10 protein-coding genes are annotated in these 12672 nt (G+C 69.6%); 4 read left to right on the forward strand and 6 right to left on the reverse strand.

Annotated elements, in window-relative coordinates; all coding sequences use genetic code 11:
- Window positions 1–11: 11 nt before the first annotated feature.
- The 5 genes from DW298_RS12160 to DW298_RS12180 form a co-directional block, all read right to left on the reverse strand.
- The gene (locus tag DW298_RS12160; protein ID WP_136042740.1) at window positions 12–1169 is read right to left on the reverse strand and encodes an SseB family protein; all 1158 of its coding nucleotides are present in this window, start codon (window positions 1167–1169) and stop codon (window positions 12–14) included.
- Between the two features lie 62 nt (window positions 1170–1231).
- Window positions 1232–3706 (reverse strand): UvrD-helicase domain-containing protein, encoded by a 2475-nt coding sequence (locus DW298_RS12165; protein WP_136042741.1) that lies wholly within the window; start codon window positions 3704–3706, stop codon window positions 1232–1234.
- 104 nt (window positions 3707–3810) lie between these two features.
- Window positions 3811–6924, reverse strand: coding sequence for a lamin tail domain-containing protein (locus DW298_RS12170; protein WP_136042742.1), 3114 nt, complete (start codon window positions 6922–6924; stop codon window positions 3811–3813).
- Between the two features lie 239 nt (window positions 6925–7163).
- Entirely contained in the window at window positions 7164–8183 is a 1020-nt protein-coding gene (locus DW298_RS12175; RefSeq protein WP_136042743.1) for an ABC transporter permease, read from the reverse strand.
- The gene (locus DW298_RS12180) at window positions 8180–9226 is read right to left on the reverse strand and encodes an ABC transporter ATP-binding protein (RefSeq protein ID WP_136042744.1); all 1047 of its coding nucleotides are present in this window, start codon (window positions 9224–9226) and stop codon (window positions 8180–8182) included. Before DW298_RS12180 ends, DW298_RS12175 begins: the two co-directional genes overlap by 4 nt.
- A gap of 89 nt (window positions 9227–9315) precedes the next feature.
- Between DW298_RS12180 and DW298_RS12185 the strand changes: the two genes are divergently transcribed.
- Complete coding sequence (locus DW298_RS12185) at window positions 9316–9714, forward strand: YccF domain-containing protein (protein WP_136042745.1); 399 nt, start codon at window positions 9316–9318, stop codon at window positions 9712–9714.
- A gap of 25 nt (window positions 9715–9739) precedes the next feature.
- The gene (locus DW298_RS12190) at window positions 9740–10201 is read left to right on the forward strand and encodes a hemerythrin domain-containing protein (protein ID WP_136042746.1); all 462 of its coding nucleotides are present in this window, start codon (window positions 9740–9742) and stop codon (window positions 10199–10201) included.
- Window positions 10202–10227: 26 nt separating this feature from the next.
- Here DW298_RS12190 and DW298_RS12195 read toward each other — a convergent pair whose 3' ends face one another.
- Entirely contained in the window at window positions 10228–11214 is a 987-nt protein-coding gene (locus tag DW298_RS12195; RefSeq protein WP_136042747.1) for a glycerophosphodiester phosphodiesterase family protein, read from the reverse strand.
- Window positions 11215–11303: 89 nt separating this feature from the next.
- On the opposite strand from DW298_RS12195, the gene DW298_RS12200 reads away from it, so the two are divergent.
- Together DW298_RS12200 and DW298_RS12205 are read left to right on the forward strand one after the other, a co-directional pair.
- A complete protein-coding gene (locus DW298_RS12200; RefSeq protein ID WP_136042748.1) occupies window positions 11304–12230 on the forward strand; it encodes a Bax inhibitor-1/YccA family protein in 927 nt (308 codons plus the stop codon).
- Window positions 12231–12391: 161 nt separating this feature from the next.
- Window positions 12392–12664 carry a GlsB/YeaQ/YmgE family stress response membrane protein gene (locus DW298_RS12205; RefSeq protein WP_028502343.1) on the forward strand — a complete coding sequence of 91 codons (273 nt, stop codon included), beginning with the start codon at window positions 12392–12394 and terminating at the stop codon, window positions 12662–12664.
- Window positions 12665–12672: the final 8 nt, after the last annotated feature.

The raw sequence follows: 12672 nt of genomic DNA on the forward strand, positions 1-12672 counted from the left end.
CGCGTGATCCGTCAGTCGCCGAGCGCGACGGCCAGCGCGAGCACCGGAGTGAGCGCATCCCGCTCGACGATGATCGACGGCCCCGCGGAGTCGACGATCACTCCGGCCATGTCCGAATGACTCGAGAGGACCTTCGCCAGCTGCTCCGGTTCGAACGGGAGCGGACGGTCGCCGCGGCCCAGCGCGATGACCTCGAGAGGGTGGGAGAAGAGCTGCAGGAAGCGGCGACCGTCGGTGGTCTGCGCCTCGGCGATGCCGGCCTGGCCGCTGCCGTCCCCTTCGTTCACGGCGACCCACATCCGCTTCACCGCGAGCGCTTCACCGACCTTGAGACCGGAGTCCTGTTCTCGGGGAGCGGCGAGGATGTTCTTGACCGTCATCTCGACGTCAGCCTGCTCGAGCGTCTTCTGCAGCAGGTCGGTCGGGAAGACCACGCGGTGCGGCGCGGAGGCATTGTCGACGATGAGACCCGCGAAGTCGCCGGAGACGACCTGCTGCAGCACCGAGGTCACCGGCTGAGCGACGGCGGAGGTCGCCGCGGGATCGGCCTCGAGCTGCACCGAGTCGCGCACCGCGCGCGCCGAGCTGAACGCGAGCATGAACTGCCGGTCGTCGTTGTCGCGCACGACAGCGACAGACAGCGGCTTGCCCTCGCTGATCTGCGCACGCGCGTCGCCGTTCACACGGATGTAGAGGTGTCCCTGGAGCGCCTGGCGCATCACCCCGAGGAGCTGGTCGTTGGACGCACCCGCCTCGATCTCGGTGAGCGCCTCACGGAGCAGGACGTTGTCCTTCATCCCCGCGACGGTCTCGGTCTGCTCGGGCGGCAGCGGCGAGGCGAGCGGAAGGCGCCGTTCCTCGACAGCGGCGGGCCGAGCGGGGGCTGCAGGCTGCGCGGCCGGAGCGGACTGCGCCGGACGCGGAGCGGGTGATGCTGTCTCGGACGGCGCATCGGAGGTCGGCAGCGCCACCTCCGGCCCGGCCTCGGCGCCCACACCGCGGAACGCCTGCACCGAGATGCCGATCGAGGGTGCCTCGACGGGCTGCTCGACCTCGGTCGCGCCCTGATCGGTGTTCACGGCATCCGACCCGGCCACCGTCTCCTCCGTCTCAGCGGCGGGAGCGACGGCATCGTCTGCGGACTTCTTGCGGCGGGAGAAGAGGGCCATAATCAGCCAGCCTAACCGGCATTCCCCTGTGCGCTCCGCCGTCGACGGAGGCGCGGCGCCGGTCAGATCTTCTCGATGGGCGCGACCTTGATGAGCAGCTTCTTCTGCCCCGCCGAGTCGAACCGCACGTGGGCGATGCGCTTCGCGCCCTCGCCGGTCACGGCATCCACCCGCCCCTCGCCGAAGTCGACGTGACGGATGCGGTCGCCCGCGGTGAGCTCGAGGTCGCCGTTGTCGCGCATCTTGGCCGTGACCCGATTGGGGAACTTGTCCATCGCGGTCGACAGCGGCTTCAGGGAGTCGCGACCGGGCAGCGCCTTGACGGCGAACCGGTCACCGGAGCCCGAACCGCCGAACCCGCCCTGGCGACGGGCGTTCAGAGCCCGCGACTGCATGCCCCCGCGGGAGTTCACGTCTCCCGGCGACTGCCGCCAGTCGATCAGGTTCGCCGGGATCTCCTGCAGGAAGCGACTGGGCATCGCCACGGTGACCTCGCCGAACTGCGCCCTCGTCATCGCTAGCGACAGGTGCAGCCGCTTGCGGGCCCGCGTGATGCCGACATAGAAGAGTCGCCGCTCTTCCTGCGGTCCGCCGGGCTCACCGGCCGAGATGCGGTGTGGGATGAGGTCTTCCTCGACACCCGTGACGAAGACGGCGTCGTATTCGAGGCCCTTCGCCGTGTGCATGGTCATGAGTGACACCGAGCCGGACTCGTCGTCGAGGTCGTCGGCGTCGGACACCAGCGCGACCTCGGTGAGGAAGTCGACGATCGTGCCCTCGGGGTTGTTGCGGGCGAAGTCGCGGGCGACGGCCACGAACTCGTCGAGGTTCTCGACACGGGCCTCGTCCTGCGGGTCGCGGCTCGCGCGCAGCGCATCGAGGTAGCCGCTCTTGCCGAGCAGCACGCCCAGGCCGTCGGCCACGCTCGTGGGTGGCGGCACCTCGCCCGTGGCGGGGGTCAGGATCGCGGCGGCTTCGGTGAGCACGGCGTCGAGCTGCCCGATCGCCGCCTGGATCTTCGGTCCGACCCCGAGCTGACCAGGCATCGACAGCGCGTCGCGGAAGCTGATGCCGTGCTCTTCGGCGAAGCGGGCGATGGCCGTCTCGGTCACATCTCCGATGCCCCGCCGCGGCTTGTTCAGGATGCGTCGCACGGACATCTCGTCGGCCGGGTTCGCGACCGCGACGAGGTAGGCGAGCGCGTCCTTGATCTCGGCGCGGTCGTAGAACTTCGTGCCGCCCATGATCTTGTAGGGCACGGCCGAGCGGATGAAGATCTCTTCCAGCGCACGGGACTGGGAGTTCGTGCGGTAGAACACGGCCATCTCGGAATAGGGCATGCCAGCGCGATGCAGCGCCTCGACCTCATCGGCGACGAACTGCGCCTCGTCGTGTTGCGAGTAGCCGGTGAAGCCGATGATGGCATCGCCGTCGCCCTTGTCGCTCCAGAGCTTCTTGTCCTTGCGGTCGAAGTTGTTGCCGATCACGGCGTTCGCCGCGGAGAGGATGTTCTGCGTCGAGCGGTAGTTCTGCTCGAGCAGCACCACGCGGGCGCCGGGGAAGTCGCGCTCGAACTCACTGATGTTGCGGATGTCTGCGCCGCGGAAGGCGTAGATCGACTGGTCGGAGTCGCCGACCACGGTGAGCGAGGCGCCGGGTTCGCCGGCATCCGCCGTGGGCTCGGGATCGGGCTCGAAGATCATCATGCCGTTCGAGGCATACGGGTCGGGAGCAGAGCCCGCGGCGCCGGAGACCGGGCGCGTGAGCTCGTGGATCAACGCGTACTGCGCGTGGTTGGTGTCCTGGTACTCATCGACCAGGATGTGCCGGAACCGGCGGCGGTAGGTGTCGGCGACCTGCGGAAAAGCCCGGAACAGGTAGACGGTCTGTCCGATGAGGTCGTCGAAGTCGAAGGCGTTGGCCTTCTGCAGCTGCCGCTGATAGTCGGCGAAGACCTCGACGAAGACCCGCTCGGCCGGATCGCTCATGTTGGCCTGACGCGCATACGACTCGGCGTCGGACAGCTCGTTCTTCAGCTTGGAGATGCGCGACTGCACGGCTGCCGGGGTGAGGCCGTAGGCGTCGGCCTCGTGCTCCTTGACCAGGCGCTTCAGCAAGGCGCGCGAGTCGCCGGAGTCGTAGATCGTGAACGACTTCGTGTAGCCGAACTGCTGGGCCTCGCGGCGCAGGATGCGGACGCAGGCGGAGTGGAACGTCGAGATCCACATGCCGCGGGCGGCGTCGCCGATCAGCCCCTCGACGCGCTCTCGCATCTCGCCGGCCGCCTTGTTCGTGAAGGTGATCGCGAGGATCTGGCTCGGCCAGGCCTCGCGCCCGCGGAGCAGCGAGGCGATGCGGCGGGTGAGCACGCTCGTCTTGCCCGATCCGGCACCCGCGACGATGAGCAGCGCGGGGCCGCGGTAGGTGACGGCCTCGAGCTGCTGGGGGTTCAGGCCGGCGAGGAGGTCGTCCTGCCCCGGGGCCCCGGAGGAGCGGGGGCCGACGGATCCGGGGACGATGAGAGGAGCTTCGGTCATGGCCTTATGAGTCTAGGCGTCGGCACCGACACTGCGGCACGAGGATGCGGCGCCGGAGACCGCTGCGGACGGGTGCGCGGGTTCGACCGCGCACCCGTCCGGCCTCAGGCGGTGCGTGTGCGGCGTCGGACCGCCACGCCTCCCGCGACCAGGAGCATCAGCGCCAGCGCGATCGCCGCGACCGGGAACTCCGCACCGGTCGCCGCGAGCCCGCCCGCACCGTCGGCGATGCGGATGTCGGCCCAGCCGAGCAGTGCGCCGTCGGCGTCGTACACCGCGATCCGATGCGCACCCAGTGCGGCATCCGTCGGCACCGTCACCGTGATCGCGCCCGCTGCAGACAGCGCGCCGGTCGCGAGCTGCACCGGGTCGGAGTACATCCACACCGCGATGTCCTCGCCTGCCGCGTCCGCTCCGACGGTGACCGTGACCTTCTGACCGCGGGTGGCGACCGAGGGATCGACCGTCACGCCGTTGCGGTTGCCGTCGACCAGATCCGTACCGGGCAGCGGCGGGTTCTCGCCACCGGGGTTCTCGCCTCCGGGGTTCTCGCCTCCGGGGTTCTCGCCGTCGACGCCCGGAAGCGTTCCGGTGCGCAGCGCTTCGGACGCGAAGCCGTCGGCGAACCACCACACCGGACGCTTGCCGTCGACCGACAGCGATGCCGGCGAGGTCGCGAAGCCCTCGTTGTTGATGTCGGGCATGCCGGCCGGACGGTCGTACTGGGCGATGCCCGGCTTGGCAGTGCCGTTGAGGGTGATCTCGGCCGAACGGCCGTGGCAGCCGTCGTCACAGACGGCCCAGAGGGTGCCCCGCACGCTGTCGTAGTCGAGAGCCATCACACCCGCGAGTCCGGGGGCGATCTCCGACACGAGCGTCGCCGAGCCGTCACCGCCGAGCGCGAAGGCGTACACGTGACCGTTGTCCTCGACCGCGACCAGGAACAGTCCGCCACCGTGGCCGGCGTAGTCCGCGGGCTTGTAGGCCGCGCCGGTGTTGTCGTCGAAGAGCTTTCCGGCGAGCGCGGCATCCGGCACCCACTGCACGGCCTCCATACCGAGGTTCGCACCGACGGACGGCAGCAGCGCGGTGAGGTCCCACTCCTGCTGGGCGACGAGGTCACCGTTCGAGGACTCGGGGTCGACCTTCAGGACGACGTTCTGGTTCACACCCTTGGCGCTGTTGTCTCGTTCGGACGCCACGTAGACGAAGCCGTCGCCGTCGACCGTGATGCCCTCGGTGTCCGGACCTGCGGCACCCGCATCCGCGGCATCCTTCTGGAAGCGCACGCGCTTGCCCGCATCCCAGCCGTCGATCTTCTCGACCGAGCCGTCGGCGTGCGCCTCGAGCTTCCAGATGCGGCCCTCACCGTTGTCCACGGCCCAGAGGAACGCGCCGTCCGCCGTCTCCTGCACATCCAGTCCCGAGCTGTCCTCGAGGAAGGTCGGGACGCTGTCGAGCACGCGGACTTCCGCCGAACCGGGCCACGGCGAGACCGCGACCTCGCCGGCGCAGACGTTCGCTGCGCCCTTCGTGGACTCGGTCGTGGCGGCGAAGGCCCCCGTCGTGTCCGGGCAGCGGCCCCAGGTGACGGCCGCGTGACCCTCGCCCCAGGTCGTCTCGTCGATGACCAGCGCGCCGTCGAACAGGCGAACCGCGTCGCCGCCGCCCAGGCCGAAGCCGAGCTGCTCGCGCTCGATCACGAGGTACTCCCCCGCGCCGATGCTGGTGCCGGACGGGATCGAGTACGCGTGGGTGTCGTCGTCGTCCTTCACCACGATGCCCGAGACGTCGATGGCCGCGTCGGTCGGGTTCACGAGCTCCACCCAGTCGTCGGGCGACCCGCCGTCGGACTCGACCTCGTTGAGGCGCACCGGGTTGCCGCAGGCGTTGCGCAGCCCCTTGGTCGAGACCGCGACATCGGCGAAGTCGCCGGAGCCGTCGGCGCATCGCGCCAGGACGCCCGCGGCGTGCGCGGTGTACACGTGCTCGTCGACCGTGTTGCCGTTCGCATCGCGGATCGTCACGGTGTCGCCGTTGCCGAGACCGAAGACGAAGTTCGCGGGCTGGTCGAAGACGAAGTAGGCGCCCGGCTGCAGCGTCGTGCCGGCCGGCAGCGGTGTCGTCTCGGCCGCGTGACCGGTGGGGTCGCTGTCCATGACGGTCCAGCCGGAGAGGTCGACAGCGGTGCTGCCGGTGTTCGTGACCTCGACCCAGTCGGTGGTGTCGCCGTTCGACTCGATCTCGTTGATCACGACCTCGGGCATGATGCACGAGTTGGCTGCTCCGGGCGTCGAGTGGGCGAGCACGAACGCGCCGACGCCGTCCGGGCAGCGCGCAAGCGTGGCTGCGGCGAAGTCACCGTCGATCGCGGCATGCCCCTCCCACGGGAGGGTGTCGTCGATCTGCGCGCCGGCCACGTCGAAGAGGCGGATGCGGTCGGCGCTGCCGATGCCGATCGGGTCGCGGAACGCCGCCTCGGCGCCTCCGACGAGACCGATCGTGCCCTCGTCGACCACGAGGAACCCGCCCGCCTCGATCTTCGTGCCGGCCAGGAACTGCCAGCGGTGATCGTCGGAGTTGTCGCGGATCTCGTAACCCGAGATGTCGAGCGCCTCGGTACCGGAGTTGTAGAACTCGACCCAGTCGGCGGGCTGCGAGTCGACCTCGTTGATCACGATGGATCCCGATACGGGAGCGACCGAGCAGTCGTTGGCCGCACCAGGGGTCGCCGCCGTGGCATGCGCCCACTCGCCCGTGCCGTCGGCGCAGCGCGCCCACACCGACAGCGGCGCGGTGTTCTCGTATGCATAGGAGTCGGCCTCGGTGCCGCTCGGGTCGAAGAGCACGACCTCGTCACCCTTGCCGAGACCGAACGGGAAGTCGACGTCCTTCACGAGCACGAGGAACTCTCCGGGTGCCAGCGACGTGCCCGCGGGAGCCGCGCCGAAGCTGTCGCGCTTCTCGTCGGCGACCTTCCAGCCCGCGAGGTCGATCGTCTCGGTGCCGGCGTTGTAGATCTCGATCTGGTCGGCGAGGCCGGTCGCCGCGTCGTCGTAGACGATCTCGTTCAGCACGAGACTCGGGGCGGCCGCGACGGTCTCAGTCGGGCGGATGCCGGGATCGGCGCCGATGGCGGCGGTGGGAGTGGCGAGCAGGGCGGCGGCGCTCAGTGCGCACACCGCCGCGACCGCGGCTGCGGATTGCAGGCGGGGCATGGAGGACTCCTGGTGGGCTTGGCCGGCGGGCCCACGCGGGCCGACCGGACTCAGTCGGGTACCAGCCCAGACCACCGATCCCGCGTGGCCGCCGGGAGTCCGCCCGGTGCACGGAAGGTGAACGGGAGGTGGCGACTTCCGGGCGCCCCGTCACGCCTCGCCCGTTCCGGTCGCACTTTGTGCCGCCTGAACGGGATCAGAGCGGCAGAAAGTGCGACCGGAACACTCCGGGGAACGGATCAGGCGATGCGGGTTCCCGGCGGCAGGCGGCGCGCGGGCGTCCGCGTGCGCGCCCATGCCCCGGCGAACAGCGAGCCGGCGATGACGACCTGTACCCCGAGTCCGACGAACCAGCTGGGAACCGAGGACTCCATGGTCTCTTCCGGCGTACGGTAGCCGCCGTCCGGGTCGCACTCGTCCCAGCGCTGCTCGAGCGGCGACTGCTGCGCGCTGCGCACGCCGAGCTTGATCTGACCGAACAGATCGACGGGGTAGCCCTCCGGCGAGAACTCCGTGGGCGTGGCATCGGCGAGCACGACGAACGGGTTGGCCGACAGCGCCCACCAGACGTAGTCGAACCGCGGCACCTCGTAGGTGGTGCCGACCTCCCACTCGTCGCAGATGGGGGCACCGTTCGCGTCGTAGGGGCGGGAGTACGTGGTCGCCTCGCTGCGCACGGCCATGCCGCCCAATCCGAAGGCGATGAGCGTGCCGAACACCAGGCCGGCGACCACGAGGTACGTCGCTGCGACCGAGAACAGCGGGCGGGCGATGAGTCCGCTCAGGCCGACACCGATCGCCGCGACCACGATGATCTCGACGGCGAGCACGAGCAGCGAGACCAGCAGCACGAGCGCGTCCGCTCCCCCACCCACCAGCGACAGTGCGAGGAACGGCACAGCGACCAGGAGGAACGCTCCTCCGGTCGCGACGGCGGCGAGGAGCTTGCCGAGCATGATGTCACCGGTCGAAGCCGCTGTCACCTGGACCGCGGCCAGGGTCGCAGCATCGCGGTCGCCGTTGATCGCGTTGCCGCTGAGGGTCGGCGAGACCAGCACGACCAGCAGCAGCACGATGTTGACAACGATCGAGTAGACGCCGGCACCGACGAAGTCGCCCCAGGAGTACACCGCGAACGCGAGTGCGGTGACCCCGAGCAGGATGAGGGCGAACACGCCCAACAGGACGTACCAGCCGACGCTCCGCAGCCGCTGGGTCAATTCGAGTCGGGCGATGATCCCGATGTTCGCGAGGCTCATGCTCCCGCCTCCGTTCCGGTCGGTGCCGCGGGTGGCGCAGCCGGTGGCGCTGGTGGCGCGGCGGGAGAGGATGCCGCCGGCGGCGCCGGATGCTGCAGGCCGGAGGCGGTGGCCTGCGGCACCGGCGCCTGCGGCAGGTTGAGGAACGTGTGCTCCAGGTCGCTCTGCGCCGGGGCGAACTCCGCGACGGGCAGCCCCGCCTCGACGAGCCGGCGCAGCGACTGCGCCGCCGCGTCGTCACCGGCGAATCCGACCAGGACTCCGCCACGGTCGGTGGCGACCGACTCGGGTGCGAGGCCGAGGTTCGACGCCACCTGCCACGTGTCGGCATTCAGGCGTTCCGGCGTCGCGCCCGCCAGCCGGACTCGCCAGGCGCGCACCGAGGCCTGCGCGGGCGCGGCATCCACCACGGCGCCGGCGACCAGGAAGACGGAGTCGTCGACGACCTCTTCGAGTTCGGAGAGGATGTGGCTCGAGATCAGGACCGTGCGGCCCTCAGCGGCTAGTCGGCGCAGCAGCACGCGGAGCTGGACCCGCGCCTCCGGGTCGAGGCCGGAGGCCGGCTCGTCGAGGAGCAGCACTTGCGGATCGTGCACGAGCGCGCGGGCGAGGCCGAGCTTCTGCTTCTGCCCGCGGGAGAGCACCTTGGCGGGAGAGTCCGCGAGCTCCGCGAGCCCGACGAGGGCGAGCAGATGCTGCGCCCGAGCGTCCGCATCCGGTTTCTCGATGCCGTACAGGCGGGCCGTCGTGACGATGGTCTCCCTCGCGGTGAGCGAGGGCCAGGCGCCGAGCGCATCCGGCATCCAGCCGAGCAGACGCCGTGCGGCGAGCGGGTCGACCGACGGGTCGACGCCGGCGATGCTGATCGTCCCGGAATCGGGCGCGAGGAGGGAGGCGAGCATCAGGAGCAGGGTCGTCTTGCCCGCGCCGTTCGGCCCGACCAGTCCGGTCACGCGGCCCGGCTCGGCTCGCAGGGTGGCCCCTCTCACCGCCTGCACCGTCCCGAACGCTCTACTGACGTCTTGCACCACGATTCCGGTCATGCGGTCAGTCTGGCATCGGGAACACCGGAGGCCGGGGACCTCGGGGCGGATGCTCAGACAGCGAGTCACGCGGGTGACACAATCTCCCCATGCGCACGATCCTCAACATCATCTGGGTCATCCTGGCCGGATGGGCCCTGTTCCTCGGGTACGTCCTGGCCGGCATCCTGCTGTGCATCCCGATCATCACGATCCCCTGGGCGATCGCCTCGTTCCGCATCGCCGCCTACGCGATCTGGCCGTTCGGGCGCGAGGTCGTCAGCAAGCCGACGGCGGGCGTCGGCTCGTTCCTCGGCAACGTCCTCTGGGTGATCCTGGCCGGCTGGTGGCTCGCGATCGGGCACATCGTCTCCGGCATCCTGCTCTGCATCACGATCATCGGCATCCCCATGGGCATCGCCGACTTCAAGATGGTCCCGATCTCGCTCATGCCGCTCGGCAAGGAGATCGTCTCGACCCGCCGCGGCGCCTTCGACCGCACCCTCTGACCGGGAGCCTACCTACACTGGGGCGATGGATGCCGCCCGCCTGATCGCCTGGGATCAGGAACTCCGCTCCGCCCACTCCCGCCTCCGTGCCGCACTCGCCGCGACCCGTGACGCGCTGGACCGCGGTGACGCCGCCCCCGATGCGACCTCCGAACTCGTGCTCTACTGCATCGGCTTCTGCGCAGCGCTCGACGGTCACCACGGCGCCGAGGATCGCGCACTGTTCCCGGCGCTGCGCGCGGAGCTCCCCGAGCTCGGCGGTGTCATCGACAAGCTGATGCAGGACCACTCGATGCTCGCGCACCTGCTCGGCTCGCTGCGCACCGCGGCCGAGCGCGGTGACGATGCGCCTACGATCGCCGGTCACCTCGATGGCATCGCCGCGATCATGGAGTCGCATTTCCGCTTCGAGGAGCGCGAGATCCTCGAACCGCTGCGCGCGCTCGCACTCGACGACGATGTGAAGAGCGTGCTCGGTCCCCTCTGACCTCTGATGCGTGGCCCGCACGCACCTCAGCTGCGAAAGAACGCGACGCCCAGATCGGGGTGGTCGACGAAGACACCGTCGACGCCCTGACCCGCGATGACGCCCCACTCGGACTCGTAGTCCCCGAACTCGGAGCGTCCACCCGAACCCCGGAACTCCGGCGACAGGAACGCGTTCTCCGGCCGGCACGTCCAGGTGAAGACCTGCAGGCCGCGGGCATGCGCATCGGCGACGATCGTGTTGCCTCGGGCGAGCAGCATCTTCTTGTTCACGCTGATGCCGTCGACGCGGCCGACCAACCCGTCGAGCCCCTGGGGCGTGACGGTCGCCTTGTACGTGAGCGCCTGCTTGCCCTCGGCCACCAGCCGGTCGTAGGGGCGGCCCTTCGCCTCGATGAGGTAGATGTACGACGCGGAGACGCCGCGCTCTCGCAGCTGCCCGAGCACCGTCGACTCGAAGCACTCGATCACCAGCGGGAGTTCGCCGTCGGCCCACCCGGCATCTCGCAGCTCACGCTCGATCAGCGGAGCCAGGTCGAGGCCGATGCTGGCGAAGTAGGTGGCGTGCTTGACCTCGAGCACCACGCCGATCTCCCGACCGTGTTCGTTCGAGCCGTCGCGCACGATGTCGAGCACGTCGCGGAGGCGGAGGATGGCCTGCGAGTCGTCGAAGCTCGCACTCGAGACCCGCACCTCGGGCAGCCGCTCGCGCCCGCGCAGGGTCGACAGCTCCGCCCACGTGAAGTCCTCGGTGAACCAGCCGGTCAGCGCCTGCCCGTCGACGCGCTTGGTCGTCTTGCGGTCGGCGAACTCCGGATGCAGGGCGACGTCGGTCGTGCCCGAGATCTCGTTCTCATGCCGCACGACGAGGACGCCGTCCTTGGTGGCGACGACGTCGGGTTCCACGGCATCCACGCCCATGGCGAGCGCCAGTTCGTAGGAGGAGCGGCTGTGCTCCGGGCGGTAGCCGGGCGCACCGCGGTGCCCGATGACGAGGGGTGATTTCCTGGGCACGCTCTCAGCGTAGAACACGCCCGGAGCGGCACCACCCGAGTATCGTGGAGGAAAGAGACCTACAACCCCCTTTGGAGTGAGGCCCACCAATGAGCAACTTCGCTTTCAACAACCCTGCTTTCCAGCAGCAGGACCCGCGCAATGTCGCGACATACCCGGGCGGACCGCAGGCTGCTCAGGGCGCGCAGAACGCCTCGCTCCAGCACGGGGCGATGGATGCCGCGGCCAACGCACAGCTCGAGGGCATGTACGCGGCCCCGCCGGCAGGCGCCATCGAGACCGACCGGATGTCCGTCGAGGACACCGTCTGGAAGACCGCCGGCCTGTTCGCCATCCTTCTCGTCACCGCGGCGATCGGCTGGGTGTGGACGCTCGGCGGCATCGACGCTCCTCCGTACAACCCGCAGAACCCGGCGCCCGTCAACATGCTGCCGTGGATCATCGGCGCGCTCGGCGGCTTCGTGCTCGCGATGGTCATCACCTTCACCTCGCGCAAGAAGGTGCGCCCCGCGCTCATCTTCGGCTACGCCGCGCTCGAGGGCCTCTTCATCGGTGGCATCTCCGCGTTCTTCGAGGTCATCTACCCCGGCATCGTCTTCCAGGCGACCCTCGCGACCGTCTCGGTCGTCGGTGTGACCCTGGCGCTCTTCGCGAACGGCAAGATCCGCGCGTCGAAGAAGGCGACCAAGATCTTCATGATCGCGATGATCGGCTACCTCGTCTTCTCGCTGCTGAACCTCGTCCTCATGTGGACCGGCGTGCTGCCCGAGGGCCAGGAGTTCGGCCTCCTCAGCGCCAACATCATGGGCATCCCGCTCGGCGTCATCATCGGCGTCCTCGTCGTGATCATGGCCGCATACTCCCTGGTGCTCGACTTCGACCAGATCCAGCAGGGTGTCCGCAACGGCGCTCCGCGCCAGTACGGCTGGCTCGGCGCCTTCGGCATCATGGTGACGGTCGTGTGGCTCTACGTCGAGATCCTGCGCATCATCGCGATCGTACGCGGCAACAACTGACGCGAATCGCCCCTCGAGAGGCCCGTCTCCCCCGTGGAGGCGGGCCTTTTGGCATACCCGGGGAGGTGAGCGCAAGGGGTTGTCGCGCGGCCTCGAAGACCGGCAGTGTTGTCATCACGAAGCCCCGGCACCCCGGGGCTCCCGACACATAGGAGCTGACCATGAGTTTTCTCGGCTTTCTTCTCCTCGGCCTCATCGCCGGGGCCATCGCCAAGCTGATCCTGCCCGGCAAGCAGGGTGGCGGGTGGTTCATCACCCTCCTTCTCGGTGTCGTCGGCGCCCTGCTCGGCGGCTGGCTCGGCAGCCTGATCCTCAACCGGCCCCTGACCGAATTCTGGGACCTGGGCACCTGGCTCCTCGCCATCGCCGGCTCGATCGTCGTGCTGCTGATCTACGGCCTGATCGCCGGTCGTGGCCAGAAGGTCAACGACTGACACCACGC

It is taken from the genome of Microbacterium sp. A20 (assembly GCF_004794515.1).
In the GTDB taxonomy this organism is placed as follows: Bacteria; Actinomycetota; Actinomycetes; order Actinomycetales; family Microbacteriaceae; genus Microbacterium.

Excerpts from the sequence above, each read along its gene's own strand:
- DW298_RS12175 (WP_136042743.1), bottom strand. The coding sequence starts at position 8,183 with ATGAGCCTCGCGAACATCGGGATCATCGCCCGACTCGAATTGACCCAG.
- DW298_RS12170 (WP_136042742.1), bottom strand. The coding sequence starts at position 6,924 with ATGCCCCGCCTGCAATCCGCAGCCGCGGTCGCGGCGGTGTGCGCACTG.
- DW298_RS12180 (WP_136042744.1), bottom strand. The coding sequence starts at position 9,226 with ATGACCGGAATCGTGGTGCAAGACGTCAGTAGAGCGTTCGGGACGGTG.
- DW298_RS12185 (WP_136042745.1), top strand. The coding sequence starts at position 9,316 with ATGCGCACGATCCTCAACATCATCTGGGTCATCCTGGCCGGATGGGCC.
- DW298_RS12160 (WP_136042740.1), bottom strand. The coding sequence starts at position 1,169 with ATGGCCCTCTTCTCCCGCCGCAAGAAGTCCGCAGACGATGCCGTCGCT.
- DW298_RS12205 (WP_028502343.1), top strand. The coding sequence starts at position 12,392 with ATGAGTTTTCTCGGCTTTCTTCTCCTCGGCCTCATCGCCGGGGCCATC.
- DW298_RS12165 (WP_136042741.1), bottom strand. The coding sequence starts at position 3,706 with ATGACCGAAGCTCCTCTCATCGTCCCCGGATCCGTCGGCCCCCGCTCC.
- DW298_RS12200 (WP_136042748.1), top strand. The coding sequence starts at position 11,304 with ATGAGCAACTTCGCTTTCAACAACCCTGCTTTCCAGCAGCAGGACCCG.
- DW298_RS12190 (WP_136042746.1), top strand. The coding sequence starts at position 9,740 with ATGGATGCCGCCCGCCTGATCGCCTGGGATCAGGAACTCCGCTCCGCC.